We start from the raw sequence: 16,077 nt of genomic DNA, 5'->3' as shown, positions 1-16,077 counted from the left end.
TCAGGGTGCAGGCAGCAGCTGATGCCATCGCCGCCCGCTTGGCTTCACCGGCCGATGTGCGCGGGCTTGAACTCACGCAGGGCTGGTTTCCGCAGTCGTTGGCGTTCGGCGCCGCAGGCGTCGCTCTCTTACACATCGAACGGGCCCGCTCCGGGATCGCGTCGTGGAAGCGCGCTCACGACTGGCTCGCCTGCGCCGCTGAGGCCCCAGCCGTCGGCGGCGCGGACGGGCACCTCTACTACGGCGCCCCCGCGCTCGCCTTCGCTCTGAACGCCGCGGCAGACCGGCCCGAGCGGTACGCCCGCGCCCTGGACGCCCTCGACCGGCACATCGAGAACATGACGCGCCGCCGGCTGGAGCGTGCACATCTCCGAATGGATCGTGGTCAGCTGCCCGCGCTGGCGGAGTTCGACACCATCCGCGGCCTGAGTGGCCTCGGTGCTCTTCTGCTCCGGCGCGAGGGCCAAGTCGACCTGACCCGGGCGGTCCTCTCCTACCTGGTCCGGCTCACCGAACCGATCGAAAGCTCCGGAGAACTCCTCCCGGGCTGGTGGAGCGACCTGGCGCCCTCTGGCAAGCCGTCACCGGAATTCCCGCAAGGCCACGCCAACACTGGCCTTGCGCACGGCATCGGTGGCCCTCTGGCTCTTCTTTCGATCGCTTCACGGCGCGGTGTCACCGTCGACGGGCAGGCCGAGGCAATCAGCCGGATCTGCGCATGGCTGGATCGCTGGCGGCAGGACGGACCGGCCGGACCCTGGTGGCCCTACTGGATCACTCGCGAGCAGCTTCGGTCCGGCCATGCCGGCAACGGCCCTTCACGCCCGAGCTGGTGCTACGGAACAGCGGGCATTGCCCGAGCTTTGCAACTCGCTGGAATCGCGGCGGGCGACACAGAGCGGCAACAGATGGCCGAGAGCGCCATGGCACATGCGATGACAGATCCGGAACAGCTGCGAGCGACCGGAGATCACTCCATCTGCCACGGATTTGCCGGACTGGCGCACATCACGCGGAGCATGGCGGCGGACGCGATCCAGCCCGGCCTCGTCGAGCGCCTGCCTCCCCTGCTCGCTCCCATCACGCACGTCGAGCCGGATGCCCTGGCCACATCGCTTCTTCGGCCGCCGTACGGGCCCGGCGACATCGGACTGCTCGAAGGCGCAGCCGGCGTAGCTCTCGCTCTGCACGCGACGCAGACAGGCACGCCCCCCATATCCGGCTGGGACACATGCTTCCTGATCAACTGACGCGCACGAAAAGAGACAACAGTGAATATGGCACCTGACGAGTGGCCGCAGCGCCTCGTCCAGTTCGCCACCTGGCCGGAGTCCGAACAGCTCGCCGCCGAATACCTTCTGCCCGAGTTGGAGATCAGTGCAGCGGAGGGCGAGATTGCGCAGTGGTCCTTCCTGCGCAAATTCCCGTGCTGGCGGATCCGATATCAGCCCACTGACGATCGAGCTTCCACACGCCTGGACAGCCTCTTGGGACGCCTGCGGGCCGAGGGCCTAGTCAGCGAGTGGACGGTGGGGATCTACGAGCCGGAGACGGTGGCATTCGGCGGCGTCGCCGGGATGGAGCTGGCCCACGAGCTGTTTCACCACGACAGCCGCCACATCCTCGAATTCGCCACCGATAAGCGGGAAGCCCCCAAGGCCCCGGACCTGGGACGGCGCGAGCTGGCCATCCTGCTGTTCAGCGTTCTCATGCGCTCCGCGGGCCTGGACCGATTCGAGCAAGGCGACGTATGGGCGAGGGTTGCCGCTGAACGACAGGGCATTGCGGTTGCGCCCGCGGCCGATCGGGCCGCGAAGGCTGTGCGACAGCTCATGACCGTCGATGTCAGCGCCACCAGCAGGCTCGTCGACGGAGGCCCGTTGACGGGACTGGCCGACTGGCTTGCCACGTTCGAGTGGGCAGGGCAGCGGCTCGCTCGCCTCCACGCCTTGGACGGCTGGAACGCGGGTTTCGAGCGGTACTCGCCCACCACCTGATCTTCCACTGGAACCGATTGGGCCTCAGTGGTGAGGACCAAAGCACCTTGTCAAACCTGGCGAAAGAGGTAGTCATGGGAACGAGCGAATCCGCCGCGTCTGCATCAGGCACGGCCGCTGACGCCGCTAGCCTCACCGGCGTGGATACCGACACGATCAACGACAACGCCGCTGCCGAGAACCTCCGCAACAAGCTGGTCGACCAGCTCAAGGCAGATGGACGCGTGCACAGCGACGACATCGAAGACGCTCTACGGGCAGTACCTCGACACGTGTTCGTACACCAGTCGAAGCCTGGCGCCACCCTCGAAGAGGCGTACGCCGACACCCCGGTCCACACCAAGTTCGACAGCTCCGGCGCGTCCATCAGCGCCGTCTCACAGCCGTCGGTCAACGCCCTCATGCTCGAACTCACCCAGGCCAAGCCGGGCATGATGATCTTGGAAGGCGGCGCCGGCAGCGGCCTGTTCGCCTCGACCATGGGACGTCTGGTCGGTGAAGAGGGGCACGTCTACACGATCGACGTGGACCAGGACCTCGTGGACAACGCCCAAGCGGCCGTCGAAGAAGCCGGTTTCGCCGGCGTCGTGACCGTAATCCTCGGAGACGGCGCGGTCGGCCACCCGGAGGGCGCTCCCTATGACCGGATCGTCGCGACCGTTGGTGCTCACGGCATCCCGTCGGCCTGGCTCGACCAGCTCGCGTCCGACGGCCGCCTCGTCGTGCCGCTCCGGCTGCGGGGCAGCGTCTCGCGTGCTGTCGCCTTCGAGCGGGACGCAGATGGCCGCTGGCGTAGCGTCCGCAGTGCGATGTGCACGTTCATGCCGCTGCGGGCAGGCGTAGCTGATGACCCGCGGCGCCTTGTCGCCCTGACCGACGACGGCGCAGTCAAGCTCCAGTTCAACCAGGAGCAGAAGGCCGACGAGGCGCTGCGCGGGGTGCTCGACCAGCCGGGAACCGAAGCGTGGTCGGGCGTGACGTTCCGGGGGTCTGAGTCGCCGGAGTACATGTGGCTCTGGCTGTCGTGCAGCCTGGACAACGCCCTCAGCCGGATGGAGGTCGATCGCAACGGCGCCGGGGCCAGCAACCTGGCCGACGGGTTCCGGCCCATGGCGGTAGCGGAGGGAAGCAGCTTCGCCTACCTCACGCTGCGGAAGGCTGGTCTTGCCGAGGACGGCGGGCAGTTGTACGAGGCGGGAGCCATCGGCCACGGTCCGGCGGGCAAGGAACTCGCCGATCGGGTAGCCGAAGAGATGGGTGTATGGGATCGCGGTTTCCGCGAGCGCGACGTGGCCTTCGAAGTCCAGAAGCTCGATGGTGCACCGCCGGTCTCGGCGCCGGGACGATTCGCGTTCGACAATGCCCTCAACCGGATCGTCATCGAGTGGCAGTGAGATGGACGCCAGCCAGATAGTGCGGCGTTTCCCGCTGGTCGCCCGACCTCGCCCGGCGTGTTCGCCGCTCGTTGATCGAGTTCGGGAGATCGGCGGACTTGCACGGGAGGCCGAGTGCACAGGCCGTCTGGCTCCAGCATCCGCGGCCTTCAACAAGGCGGCTCTGCTCGCCAGTGACTGTGCTCTTCCGGACCTGGCCCGCACTCTGTGCTGGAGGCACGCCGTGGCGTACCTGCGCACCCAGCCCCTGGGCGCGCAGGTCGCCCGGTTCGGCCTGGAGCCCCTCGTCAACCTCGCGCGGTTGTTGATCCGTTCCGGCGACGGAGACGGTGCCTTTGCACTTCTCGACTCGACGTATCAAGCGGTGACGTCCGATACGGCCGCCACGATCGACGGGCACGAGGTGTCATTTGACAACATCACCGGGGCGGACGAAGACCGCCGCAAACTGCATCAATGGCTTTGGGCCGTACTGCTGGCCGACGGTGCGCGCGCCCTGGCCAGCGCCGACATGTGGGCGGAGGCACACGCCCAGGTCCAGCGGCACAAGGGCATCGGCAGCAGGATGCTCGACGGCCGCCAGGTTGCCGTCATAGCCCATATCACGGCGGGCGACATCGAACAGGCTGAGGTTCTGCTGAGCGGCACCGTTCCTGGCGAGGCGTGGGAGACCGCGGTTGCAGCACTTCTTACGGTGCTGTGCAGGCGGACGGCGAACCTGCCAGTCCGCACAGCTCTGGACGACTTGGTGGATCTCTACCGTTCCCTGGAGCGAAGTGCTGGCCTGGCGGTCTTCCTCACGCGGCTTGGACTGTCCGCCGTCGACCTTGCTGGCGACCAGCAGCCGGAGATTGCCCGCTGTATCGCTACAGACCTCGTCGAGGAGACCATCGGGACGGGCGACGGCTATGCGGCTCGCGATGTGCTAGCTCACCCTGGTTGCCATGAATATTTGACCGGCCAGCAGGCAGCCCGCCTTAAGGAGATTGTCGAAGCGTGTGCTCTGGGCTCCGGCGCTATTCCCGACGAACTACAAGTGGATCTCTTGACCGCGCTGGACATCAGCAAGTCTGTGATCACCGGCGTGCTCGCTGCAGCGCCTTCCGATACGGCATGAGGGCGTGATGGGGACAGCTGTCCGGTGCCATGGAACATTGAGCGTGCGCCACCGGCCCTAAGGGTTGCTCCGTACAGACCTTCGAGTTGTGCGGGCATGTCTACGGATCCGGGTGTGGCTCTGGAGGATTGCTCGCTGTCATTTCCGCCTCATGACCGCGTCGCGTCGGGCAAACTGAACTCCGGTGAGGCGGGGGGGGCACACACATGAGCAGACCAGTACCAACTGCTGCCGGCGGTGACCCGAGTCCGGTACCCGACCTCGTTCCTCCGCAGCCCGTCCCCGGCACTCGTCCCTCGCGGTCAGCATCGGCCCATCGCTGGCAGACAACCATCGCGGCGGCGATCGCTGCGGTTGCAACTGTCGTCGCGGCACTCATCGCCGCTTTAGGCAGCAACAACAACGCCACTTCAGGTAGCAACGGCAATGCCCCTCGGTCTTCGGTCAGTGTCGCTTCCTGGTCGGAGTGGCCCGCAGAAGCACCTGCCAAGACATATGAGTTCGAGGGCAGCGTGAGCCAACTGTCTGCGGGGTCGGCGGTTCACGTCATCATCGAGGTCCCACGCGTCGCTTCCGCCTTGTGGGAGAGTTAAGCGGCCGCGCCGCGCAACCCTGATAACAGGGCATCGATATGAGTGAGATATACCCAGAACGTCGCTGCTGCGATCGCATTTCTGTAAGGCATGACCGCCAAAAGCCCGAAAGCCCACTGAGACACAGCACTCCGAGCCCACCCAGGCGCCCCGGTGGGCAGAGCCCTGAGTCCGTGAAGTCGCCTGGCGTGGTAGCTGCGGGCTATCTGACGAGCATAACGATGCGTGCGGCGGGAGCGCAGGAGCGAAAGCATGCCCAAAGCCTGCCAGCCTGATCTGCTGCGGCACCGGGGTTTTGAAAGGGACCAGGTTATCGCCTGGCCGTCGGCACTCACGCCGACTCAGTTCGCGGTTCGCGGGCCCAGACTACGGCTGTTCCCGATCAAGGCATCAGCTCCCAGGGATCGACCTTACTCAATTAGCAGGTCAACATCCGAACTCACCCACTATCCGATACAAGGCACGCCACAAGGTGACGCTTCATCAGTTCTACCTGACGGTACGTCACTTAAGTCAGCATCGAGTCAGCATGCACCCAGCCAGAGGCGGTGACAGATGGCGACACATGCACATGCACCAAACCGTTCCGCACCACCTCTGAGCTGCATAGATGCAGGCCAGCCTGCTACACCCGAACGTTGCTCCAAACCCGGTGCCAGTGGAAGCCGAAGAGATATTCGGTGGAGCGCCCGCGTTCCCAGAGGGTGCGGGTGTGGCGGGTGCGGACCGTGCCCGCGGCGACCGAGACGCCGGGGTCGTCGAAGACGGGCATGACGGTCTCGATGTAGTCCGGTGCGAGGACGGTGTCCGCGTCGACGGCCAGTACGAGGTCGGTGGTGCAGTGCGGTAGCGCGAAATTCTGCGCCTTGGCCTTGCTGCCGAGATTGCTGGACGGACGAAGAACGGTGACGCCGTGCGAGGCCGCGACCTCGCCCGTGCGGTCCGTGGAAGCATCGTCCACGACCAGGACCCGGTCAGGCCGGACCGTTTGAGATGCGAGGGACTCCAGCGTGGCCGGCAGTCCCTCCTCCTCGTTGTGTGCGGGCACGATGACGGTGATGGTGTGCAAGTCGATCTCCCCCTGTCTTGCGGATCGCGCTGACTACGACGGTGAGCAGTCCGATCACGCCGTAGACGATGGTGCTGATGCCGATGAACGGCAGTCCTCCGTGCATGTCACCGACGGTAGGGGAGGTGGCGCCTGGCGTGGTTCCGGAGGGCCCCTCCTGTGGATAACTCACGTAACGAGGCGCGGTGGAGTGGGAGTTGGGAGGTGTCGAGACTGGGCGGCGGCGGGGACGGGGGGGCGCCCTGGTACTCGACGGAGATGGTCGGAGTTAAGCGACACCCCCGGTCCGAGGCGCGGGCCGCTCAGCCCAGAGATGCCGGCCGCTTGCCCCGGGGGCGCGCGCCGCGCGGGCCCCCGGCGTGCCGGCCGCCGCCCGAGCAGGCCCAGCTGTGCGGACCCCTCGGACCGAGAGGTGGATTGTCGACGGGTCAGTCACCGGACGTCATGGCAGTCGCTGCGGCGGTGTCCCGGTCACCCCCGCCGGTTCCTGGTGGTGGCTGCGGAGAGTCGCCGCCGGCCGTGCGGCGGGGGAGTTTCGCCGCGGCCAGTGTGCCGGCCGCGGCGACGGCCGCGAGGGTCAGGAGGGTGGGCCCCATCGCGGGGAGGAAGGCTTCGCCGGTCCAGTGCGGTCCGCCGGGTGGGCGGGCGCCGGTGGCGGTGGGTGCGCTGGGTGCCATGAGGGTCACCAGCATGGTGGCCGTGGCGACGCCCAGTGCCGGGCCGATGTTCATCGCGGTCTGCTGGAGGCCGCCGGCCACTCCGGCGTGGTCCGTGGACACCTGGCGCACGATGACCGCCGTCGCCGTGACCATGACCGTGCCGAATCCGGCGCCCAGCAGGAGGAATCCCCCGCTGATGGCCGGCGCGGTCGAGGCCCGGTCGAGTTGGGACAGCACGAGGATCCCGAGGGTGAGGAGGATCATCGCCGCCGTGGTCGTCCGGCGGGGGCCGTACCGGCGCTGCAGTACGGCCGAGGCCGGGGCGCTCAGCACCATCAGCACGGCCAGTGGAAGCACCCGCAGACCGCTCTCCAGCGGGTCCATCGCGAGGACGTCCTGCAGGAAGTAGGTGCTGACGAACAGCGCACCGAACAAGGCTGCCGACGCGGCGAGCAGGACGGCGAGGGCCGAGGCGACGGTCGTCGAACCGACCACGGAGAGGGGTACCAGTGGACTCGCGGTGCGGCGTTCGTGCCGGATGAAGACGCCACAGGCGACCGCGGCCACAGCCCCTCCCAGTGCGGTGGCCGTCGTCCAACCGGATTCCGGAAGGGCGACGAGGGTGTGCACGAGAGACACCAGGGCCAGCGCGAGGAAACAGGCGCCCGGCAGGTCGAGTCGGGCGGGGGTGCGGGTGCCCCCGGCGGTGGCGCCCCCAGCAGTGGCACCCCCGGCAGTGACGCCTCCAGTAGCGGCCGGAGGAGTCTCCCGGGGTTCGGACTCGGGTTCGGGGACAGGTGCGGGGACGGGGCCAGGGACGCGAACGGCCAGTGCCAGTACGCCGATCAGGCAGGCGGGCACCACGTTGAGGAAGAAGACGGCCCGCCAGCCCCAGTGGGCGACCAGCGCGCCGCCGAGGACCGGGCCGGCGGCGGCCGCCAGCCCGATGGCGCTGGTACGCAGGGCGAGGGGCATGCCGAGCCGGTCGGGCGGATAGGTGGCGCGCAGCATTCCCAGGGTGGCCGGTTGCAGCAGCGCGCCGAAGATTCCCTGGGCCACCCGCAGCCCGATCACCCAGCCGACGCCGGGCGCCAGGCCGATCCCCGCCGAGGTGGCGCCGAAGCCCAGGATCCCCAGCGCGAAGACGCGTTGGTGGCCGTACCGGTCGCCGAGCCGGCCGGCGAAGACCAGCAGGCTCGCCACGGCGATGAGATAGCCGGTGCTGGTCCACTGGACCTGCCCGAACGAGGCGTGCAGTTCCCGCTGCAGGGCGGGCTGCGCCACGGTCAGTACGGTGCCGTCCAGGGCGACGATCACGGCCCCGGTGATACTGCCAGTGAGAACGAGGCGCCGGCGGCGTCGGGCAGTCATCGGCTCTCCGGCCCGAGGTGCGCGTCCAGCGCGGCCCGGAGCAGCGGCTCGACATCGTCGGCCCCCGTGGCGAGTTGCAGGCTGCCCCACCTCCACAGCTGGGCGATGCCGTGCAGATTGCTCCACAGGGCGCCCGCGACGACCGGTGGCGGCACATCGGACCGCGGCTGCACCCGGGCGACCAGATCGACGAGTACCTGGAAGAGCGGCAGACTGGTGTCCCGCAGCCCGAGATGGTTGCTCTCCAGCAGGTCGTGCCGGAACATCAGCTCGAACATGCCGCGGTGGGTCAGCGCGAAGTCGAGGTAGCCGCGGCCCAGGGCCATGAGCTGGGCGCGGGGGTCCGCTCCGTGCTCGTCGACTTCCGCCGCGACCGTGCCGGCCAGGTCGGCGAACCCCTGGCGGGCGATGGCGGACAGCAGGGACAGATGGGTCGGGAAGTGGCGCCGCGGAGCCCCGTGGGAAACCCCGGCCCGGCGGGCGATCTCCCGCAATGACAGCGCCTGCACTCCCTCTTCGGTCAGCAGGTCGATCCCGACCTGGACCAAACGGGCGCGCAGGCCCGCCTCTTGATCACTCATAGACACTGTCTACCGCAGGTAGTAGACAGTGTCTACTCGGTGCTTGCGTCCCGCGGGCCACACACGGGCGGTGAAACCTCCGGCCGGGAGCCGCGGAGCGCGGAGCGCACAACGACGCCGGCCGCCGCGCCCCGTGGGGGCGAGCGCGACGGCCGGCGTGTGAAGCTGAGGAAGTGAGGTGATTACTCGACGACCTTCAGCAGCTTGTTGGGCGTACCCTCGCTCGGGTTCGTGATCTTGTCCGGCGTGGCGCCGTCCGTCAGGGCCTTCGCCACGTCGGCCGGCTTGGCGTCCTTGTGACCGGCCAGGTAGACCGCGGCAGCACCGACGACATGCGGGGTCGCCATGGACGTACCGGAGATGGTCTTGGTGGCGTCATCGCCGGTGTTCCAGTCCGAGGTGATGTCGGAGCCGGGGGCGTAGAGGTCGACCACCTTGCCGAAGTTGGAGAAGTCGGACTGCTCGTCATCCTTGGTGCTGGAGGCCACGGTGATGGCTTCCTTCACCCGCGACGGGGAACCCTGGCCCGCGTCGGAGGACTCGTTGCCCGCCGCGACGGCGAAGGTGACGCCGGCGTCGATGGCCTTCTTCACGGCCGCGTCGAGAGCCTCGTCCGCACCGCCGCCGAGCGACATGTTGGCGACCGAGGGGCCCTTGTGGTTCTTGGTGACCCAGTCGATGCCCGCGACGACCTGCTCGGTGGTGCCGGAGCCCTCACCGTCCAGGACCTTGACGCCGACGATCTTGGCCTTCTTGGCGACACCGTGCTCGGTACCGCCGATGGTGCCCGCGACGTGCGTGCCGTGACCGTTGTCGTCCTCGGCCTTGTCGCTGCCGTCGATGGCGTTGAAGCCGTACGACGCCCGGCCACCGAAGTCCTTGTGCTTGATGTGGACGCCGGTGTCGATGACGTAGGCGGTGGCGCCCTCACCCGCACTGTCGGGGTAGTTGAACTTCTTGTCGCCCTTGGTGTCCGCCTGGTCGATGCGGTCCAGGCCCCACGAAGGGGGGTTGGCCTGGGCGCCGTCGATGTGGAACTTCTTGTTCTGGACGACCTTGTCGACAGCCGGGTCGGCGGCGAGACGCTTGGCCTCGTCCGAGCTCAGACCGCTCGCCGAGAAGCCGTCGATGGCGGAGGAGTAGTTCCGCTTGACCTTGCCGCCGTACTTGGCGGCCAGGTCGCCACTCTCCATGGTGCGGATCGACTTCTTCATCATGACGATGTAGCTGCCGTTCACGGCGCCCTTGGCCTCGGCTCCGTAGATCTTGCCTTCGGCGGCCGGGGACGCGCCCGCGGTGACCGCGGTGACGGCGGCGATACCAGTGGCGGCTACCGCGGCGGATATCGCCGTGATGAGCCGCTTCTTGCTGGAACGCTTGTGAGCCATTGCGAGGATTCTCCTCGTTCGTGGTGTGGGGGGAAAGCGTTGCGCAATAGCCCGAACAGACCGGAAGATCTGCGTCGGGCTGGCTCGAAACCCTGTCTGATTGATGAGTTCAATTCAAGGCCAGCCGGGGCGTGTGAGATAGACAACAAGCGCGCTGAAATGGGAAATGTTTCAGAAGTGGTCAAAGTGGTACCGGAGTTGAACCGGAGGGACTCAACTCCATTTACGTGCCCGCAATACGGGGTGACGTGGAGATGAAACGGTGCGCCGGAGCGACGGACGCGCGGGTGACGGATTCATGCTCGTGGTGAGGTGTACTTCACTTCCATCCCGGCGTCGGGCGACGGTAGTTGGGACGTTTCGGCACCCTCAAGACCGGGATGGATGGGCGGACTCGATGAGGTCGCGGCCACGAGGACTACCTCCGCTCCCGGCCGCCCAACGCCGCGGCCTGCCGGGTACCGCCCTCGTGCATCAGCTGGTGCGGAGCCGTTCGGCGTTCGTGGCGACTTCGGGGTTGCTCAGCAGGTCAGCACGGCCTCACGCAGCGGTGTGGAGTTCCAGAGTCCGGGTGAGATGCGGCCGGGACCACTCCGCCCGCTTAGCGCTGGTAGCGGGCCAGGACCAGATTGCCGTCTTCCACGAGCCGCTTCCGCAGGGTGTCCAGGCCGATGGCGCCGCTGTAGTACTCCTGGAGGCCGGGGGTGGCGATCTTGTCCTTCCACTCCGGATATCCGCGGACGGACTGGGCCGGGGCGGAACGCAGCGAGCCCGCCAGGGCGGTGCCCGTCGCCCAGTCGTACCTGGCGGCCCGGAGCGCGGGGTCCTTCAGCGCCTCCTGACCCGTCGGCAGCAGCCAGTCGCCCAGGGCGAGCCGGACCATGTTCGGTGGGCTGAGGAGGAAGTCGATGAAGGCCATCGCCTCCTCCTTGTACGGACAGTCCTCGGCGATCGACAGGGTCTGCGGGCTCACGCCCTGGTCCAGGGCGGTGCCGTTGGGGGCGGGCAGCACCGTCCAGTCGAAGCCCTCGGGGGCCTGCTGGGCGATCTGCTGACGGTAGGAGAAGCCGAGCGGCACCATCGCATAGCGTCCGGCGAAGAAGCCCGGGAGGGTGTCGGAGCCGCCCATGCCCAGGGTCGTACGGGACCCGCTGCGGTCGACGTTGACCTGCTCGTGGATGGTGCGCGGCACCAACTGGTCGACGGCATCGAAGCGCACCTCCACCTTGCCGTCGCGGTCGCGGTGGAAGATCCGGCCGCCCGTGGACAGGGCGAGGTTGAGAGTGGCGGAGACGGGCTCCTTCAGCGGCCAGGCGACGCCGTAGGTGGTGCCGCGGGTCAGCCGCTGTGCCGCCTCCGCGAACTCCTGCCAGGTCCAGGGGTGTTCGGGGGTGGGAATGCGGACGCCGGACCGGTGCAGCTTCGCGCGGTTGGCGATCAGCACCCGTGGTTCCTGGAGGAACGGCACGCCGTGGATCCGGCCGTCGAAGGTGCCGGTCTCCCAGCTCCGCTGCGGGATGTCGCGCTGGAGGCGCGGCGGCAGAAGGCCGGTGAGGTCGGCGAGATCCCCGCCGTAGGCGAAGTCCGCGAGGTCGTCGGAGGCGTCGTGGATGATGTCCGGGGCCTCACCGCCCTCGAAGGAGGTCAGCAGCTGGTCATGGACGGTGGTCCAGGCGCCCTGGACGTACTGCACCCGGACGTCGGGGTGGTGTCTGTTCCACTCGGCGACCAGTTGTTTGTTGACCTTGAGCGAGTCCTGCTGCCAGGCCAGCGACTGGAAGCGCAGGGTGATCCGGCCGCCCGCCGTCCGCCGCCGGCCCTCGGAACAGCCCGGCAGCAGGGCCGCGGCCGGCAGCGCGGCGGCCGCCGTGAGCAGGCCCCGCCGGGTGACACGGCGCGGGCGGGCGGGCGCGTTGGCGTGACGCATCAGTTCTTCACCGCCCCGGCGAGCATCCCGCCCGTGATCCGCCGCTGGATGGCGGCGAAGAGCAGCAGGCTCGGGAGGGTGGCGAGGAGCGCGGCGGCGGCGAGCGGGCCGAGGTCGGCGACGCCCTCCGTCCCGAGGAAGTGGGTCAGCACGACCGGCAGCGTCTGTTTCTCGGGGGACTTGAGCAGGACCAGGGCGAAGAAGAACTCGTTCCAGGCGGTGATGAAGGCGAACAGCGCGGTGGCGACGATGCCGGGCGCGAGCAGCGGGGCGGTGACCGAGACGAGCGTACGGAACCGGCCGGCGCCGTCCACCGCCGCCGCCTCCTCCAACTCCCTTGGTACGGCCCGGACATAACCGGTCAGCATCCACAGGGCGAACGGCAGCGACCACACCACATAGACCATGATCAAACCGATCCGGGAGTCCACCAGATGGAGCCCCTTCAGGATCAGGAACAGCGGGATGATCACCAGTACCAGCGGGAAGGCCTGACTGATCACCACCCAGCCGGTGGCCGCCCGCGAGAGACGGTTGCGGAAGCGGGCCAGGACATACGCCATCGGGGTCGCCAGCAGAATCGCGAGCAGCGCGGAGACCGCCGCGGCCAGCAGGCTGTTGCCCGCCGCCGCCAGCAGCGGCTGCTCGAAGGCCTGCCGGAAGCTCTCCAGGGTGGGCGCCTCGGGGATCCAGGTGGGGTGCATGCTGCCGAGTTCCCGCGGTGGCTTGAAGGCGGTGGAGAGCAGCCACAGGAAGGGGAAGGCGAGGAAGACGAGATAGCCGAGGAGCGCGGCGTACTGGCCGGCGCGGGTGGCCGTGCGGCGTGGGGTGGCGGTGCGTCGTGGGGTGATGGTGCGGCGTGGGGCGCTTCGCGGGAGGCCGGCGCTTCCCCCGGCGCGCGGGGCGGGCCCTCTGCGCTTGCTGCCGCCGGTGCTTTCCGTGGCCGTCACCGGTCGTCGTCCCCCTTCAGCCGGCCGGCCAGATAGACGGCCAGCAGGACCGAGATCACCGCCACCATCGCCAGGCCCATCGTGGCCGCATATCCGAACTGCCCGTAGCGGAAGGCCTCTTCGTAGGCGAACAGCATCGGCAGTCTGGTCCGGCCGCCGGGGCCGCCGTCGGTCAGCACGAAGACCAGGGCGAAGGAATTGAAGTTCCAGATGAAGTTGAGCGCGGTGACAGCCAGGGCGATGGGCCTCAGGGCGGGCCAGGTGACGGTGCGGAAGCGGCGCCAGGCGCCCGCGCCGTCCATGGACGCGGCCTCGTGCAGTTCGCGGGGCACATTCTGCAGACCGGCCAGCAGGGTGACGGTGGTCTGCGGCATCCCGGCCCAGACGCCGACGACGATGACCGCGGGCAGCGCGGTGGCCAGCCCGCTCAGCCAGTCCCGGCCGTCGCCGGCGCCGGACAGGCCCAGACCGCGCAGGGTCTCGTTCAGGATGCCGGCGTCCGGGTGGTAGACCAGCCGCCACATGATGCCGACGACGACCTCGGGCATCGCCCACGGGATGATCGCGAGCGCCCGGGCCAGCCAGCGCAGCCGCAGATCGAGATGGAGCAGCAGGGCAAGACCGAGGGCGAGGAGGAACTGCGGGACGGTGACACCGAAGGCCCATATCAGGCCGATCCGGAAGGAGTCCCAGAACAGCGCGTCCTGGAACAGGTCGGAGAAGTTCAGCAGCCCCACGAAGCGGGTGGCCTGGGTCCGGCCCGACTGGGCATCGGTGAACGCCAGCCCGATGCCGTACAGCAGCGGCCCCACGCTCAGCACCAGGATCGGGAGCAGCGCGGGCAGCACGAGGAACCAGGCGCCCAGGTCGCGTCGGGGCCGGGCGGCCTGGTCCGCGGACGGTGCGGTGGACCGCCGGGGCGCGGTCGCCAGCGTCATGGGAGGGGCTCCGCACGACGCGGTCCGGGCGGTCTGCCCCTGTATACGCCCGCCGTTGGCACTGCTGCCATCGCTCCCCCTCTCCCCCGCCGGCCGTTCCCGGCCGCCGTCATCGTCGTGACGGCCGGCACCCCCGTCAAGGTCCCCGGCCGATTCCCCCACGGAACTCCCCGCCCGCGTTGTCTTACGGGGCCCTGGGGCCGACCTGCGACACTGGTCGCGTCCATGCACCGCAGGAGGCACCCCGATGACCGAACCCAGCCCCGCCGCCTTCACGGAGGCGCGCGCCCGCGACGTGCTGGCCGCGGCCGGACACCCCGAGGCAGCGGCCGACGCCGCACTGCTCTCGCTCGGTGAGAACGCCGTCTTCGCCCTCGGCGACAACGGGCCGGTCGTACGGGTGGGCCGCAGCGCCGAACTCCTGGAGCGGGCCGAGCGGGAACTGGCCGTGGCGCAGTGGCTGGCGGCCGAGGGCGTACCGGCCGTCCGGGCCGCGGAGCCCGTCGCGACGTTGGCCGACGGGCATCCCGTGACCTACTGGCAGCGGCTGCCGGAGGCCGTCCGCCCCGCCGGTCCGGACGATCTCGCCACGCTGCTGAAGCTGGTACACGCGCTGCCGGAACCGCCCTTCGCACTCCCCCGGCGCGAACTGCTCGGCGGCGTCGAACGCTGGCTGCGGCTGGCCGGCGACGCCGTATCGGCGCCGGACGCGGAGTATCTGCGCGGGCGGCGGGACGCCTTCGCGGCGGCCGCCACAGCCCTGGAACCGCATCTGCCGCGCGGTCCCATCCACGGTGACGCGCTGGCCCGCAACATTCATGTCGGGCCCGACGGCCCGGTGCTGGTCGACCTGGAAACCTTCTCCTCCGATCTGCGGGAACACGATCTGGTCGTGATGGCGCTGAGCCGGGACCGCTACGGCCTGTCCCCCGACGCGTACGACACCTTTGTGTCCGTCTACGGCTGGGACGTACGGGACTGGGAGGGCTGCGCCGTGCTGCGCGGTTCCCGGGAGACGGCCAGCTGCGCCTGGGTGTCCCAGCACGCGCCCGGAAACCCGGCAGCACTCAGAGAATTCCGGCGCCGGATCGCCTCACTGCGCGACAAGGACGCGACGGTGCGGTGGTATCCCTTCTGAGCGGGGCGGCCTGACGGGGCCCTGGCAGGGTCTTCAAATGATCTTGCATGGTGGCTCACAGTTGGGTGATGCGTCGCCATGAACTGCCGGATGTGGAGTGGGAGTTCATCCGGCCGTTGCTCCCTGTGCGGTCGCGTGGGCCTGAGCGGCTGGATGACGACGCGGCATCAGCCACACCATCCCCGAACAAGCCGACCAGGTCCGCAACCGATTGAACCGCGCCGTCGATGGGGGCCTGCCCCCCCGACCTGGCCCAGGTGGTGTGGCAAGCCCGGCTTGCGTGACACCTAGCCAATGTTCGGGTCGCGCTCGACCAGCTCGGCAATGCCCGCCTGCTGCGCCCGCGCGATCCGGGCGGCATCGGCTTGCGCACGCTCCTGGGCGGACTTCTCCCAGCTGGCGGGCTGCATGAACATCATGGCATTGCTGCCAGGGACGATCATGACGCCGCCGAAGAGCGGATCACCGGCGAACCAGGCGCCGCCATCCTCGGCGCCCTTGGGCCAGCGCCGCACCGTTGTGGCGTTGACGGCCCGCATGCGAGGCGCGCCGTGCTGGCCGCGGCTGGAGAGTTTGATCGTGTGAATGGTGCCGAGGTACTTCCACTCATCCCCGTTCCTGTCTCCCACCTTCCTGTCCACTCGCGTTCGGTATTCGAGCGGATAGGTGTGCAAGACCTTTTTGCACACCTTCAGGCGCCGCCCATGGCGGACCCGGAGTGCCAGAAAGATGAGCAGCCACATTCCGACCGGGACGGGGAGCACCAGGACGAAGGTATTCGGCGCACCCAGCGAGTACAGCACCACCGGCAGCGTCATCAGAGCGATGCTCAGGGCGAGGCGTCCGGCGACATGCCGCTTCAGGCCTGTTAACCGAACTAACTGAGCTGTCTTCGCAGGTCAGACCGGGTATCTGCTAGCTTCCCGATGTGCTTGATGAGCAGCGGTCCGGAAGG

At 68.7% G+C, this 16,077-nt stretch carries 13 protein-coding genes; 5 read left to right on the top strand and 8 right to left on the bottom strand.

Annotated features, from left to right (window positions below):
* Nucleotides 1–5 precede the first annotated feature (5 nt).
* The 4 genes from AB0C46_RS25080 (at nt 6) to AB0C46_RS25065 (ending at nt 4,508) form a co-directional block, all read left to right on the top strand.
* Nucleotides 6–1,250 carry a lanthionine synthetase C family protein gene (locus tag AB0C46_RS25080; protein WP_362830435.1) on the top strand — a complete coding sequence of 415 codons (1,245 nt, stop codon included), beginning with the start codon at nt 6–8 and terminating at the stop codon, nt 1,248–1,250.
* Nucleotides 1,251–1,277: 27 nt separating this feature from the next.
* Nucleotides 1,278–1,997: a thiopeptide-type bacteriocin biosynthesis protein gene (locus AB0C46_RS25075; RefSeq protein ID WP_362830434.1), complete on the top strand. Its 720-nt coding sequence runs from the start codon at nt 1,278–1,280 to the stop codon at nt 1,995–1,997.
* Nucleotides 1,998–2,137: 140 nt separating this feature from the next.
* A complete protein-coding gene (fxlM, locus tag AB0C46_RS25070; protein ID WP_362830433.1) occupies nt 2,138–3,391 on the top strand; it encodes a methyltransferase, FxLD system in 1,254 nt (417 codons plus the stop codon).
* Nucleotides 3,392–3,614: 223 nt separating this feature from the next.
* A complete protein-coding gene (locus tag AB0C46_RS25065) occupies nt 3,615–4,508 on the top strand; it encodes a hypothetical protein (RefSeq protein WP_362830431.1) in 894 nt (297 codons plus the stop codon).
* A gap of 1,218 nt (nt 4,509–5,726) precedes the next feature.
* Here the strand turns inward: AB0C46_RS25065 and AB0C46_RS25060 are convergent.
* The 7 genes from AB0C46_RS25060 to AB0C46_RS25030 all read right to left on the bottom strand — a co-directional run bounded on the left by AB0C46_RS25060 (nt 5,727) and on the right by AB0C46_RS25030 (nt 13,984).
* Nucleotides 5,727–6,170, bottom strand: coding sequence for a glycosyltransferase family 2 protein (locus AB0C46_RS25060; protein ID WP_362830429.1), 444 nt, complete (start codon nt 6,168–6,170; stop codon nt 5,727–5,729).
* Nucleotides 6,171–6,598: 428 nt separating this feature from the next.
* Nucleotides 6,599–8,200, bottom strand: a complete 1,602-nt coding sequence (locus tag AB0C46_RS25055) for an MFS transporter (RefSeq protein ID WP_362830428.1) — start codon at nt 8,198–8,200, stop codon at nt 6,599–6,601.
* Entirely contained in the window at nt 8,197–8,781 is a 585-nt protein-coding gene (locus tag AB0C46_RS25050) for a TetR/AcrR family transcriptional regulator (RefSeq protein WP_362830427.1), read from the bottom strand. The genes AB0C46_RS25055 and AB0C46_RS25050 overlap by 4 nt, the downstream gene beginning before the upstream one ends.
* Before the next feature lie 182 nt (nt 8,782–8,963).
* Nucleotides 8,964–10,169, bottom strand: a complete 1,206-nt coding sequence (locus AB0C46_RS25045) for a S8 family serine peptidase (protein ID WP_362830426.1) — start codon at nt 10,167–10,169, stop codon at nt 8,964–8,966.
* 601 nt (nt 10,170–10,770) lie between these two features.
* Entirely contained in the window at nt 10,771–12,096 is a 1,326-nt protein-coding gene (locus AB0C46_RS25040) for an extracellular solute-binding protein (RefSeq protein ID WP_362830425.1), read from the bottom strand.
* Nucleotides 12,096–12,947 (bottom strand): carbohydrate ABC transporter permease, encoded by an 852-nt coding sequence (locus AB0C46_RS25035; RefSeq protein WP_362830574.1) that lies wholly within the window; start codon nt 12,945–12,947, stop codon nt 12,096–12,098. The genes AB0C46_RS25040 and AB0C46_RS25035 overlap by 1 nt, the downstream gene beginning before the upstream one ends.
* Nucleotides 12,948–13,042: 95 nt before the next feature.
* Complete coding sequence (locus AB0C46_RS25030) at nt 13,043–13,984, bottom strand: sugar ABC transporter permease (protein ID WP_362830424.1); 942 nt, start codon at nt 13,982–13,984, stop codon at nt 13,043–13,045.
* Nucleotides 13,985–14,231: 247 nt separating this feature from the next.
* On the opposite strand from AB0C46_RS25030, the gene AB0C46_RS25025 reads away from it, so the two are divergent.
* Nucleotides 14,232–15,122, top strand: coding sequence for an aminoglycoside phosphotransferase family protein (locus tag AB0C46_RS25025; protein ID WP_362830423.1), 891 nt, complete (start codon nt 14,232–14,234; stop codon nt 15,120–15,122).
* Nucleotides 15,123–15,409: 287 nt separating this feature from the next.
* Here AB0C46_RS25025 and AB0C46_RS25020 read toward each other — a convergent pair whose 3' ends face one another.
* Nucleotides 15,410–15,940, bottom strand: coding sequence for a hypothetical protein (locus AB0C46_RS25020; RefSeq protein ID WP_362830422.1), 531 nt, complete (start codon nt 15,938–15,940; stop codon nt 15,410–15,412).
* Between the last annotated feature and the right edge of the window lie 137 nt (nt 15,941–16,077).

The organism is Streptomyces sp. NPDC048637, assembly GCF_040650675.1.
GTDB lineage: Bacteria > Actinomycetota > Actinomycetes > Streptomycetales > Streptomycetaceae > Streptomyces.
This window is presented reverse-complemented; position numbering and strand designations above follow the sequence as displayed.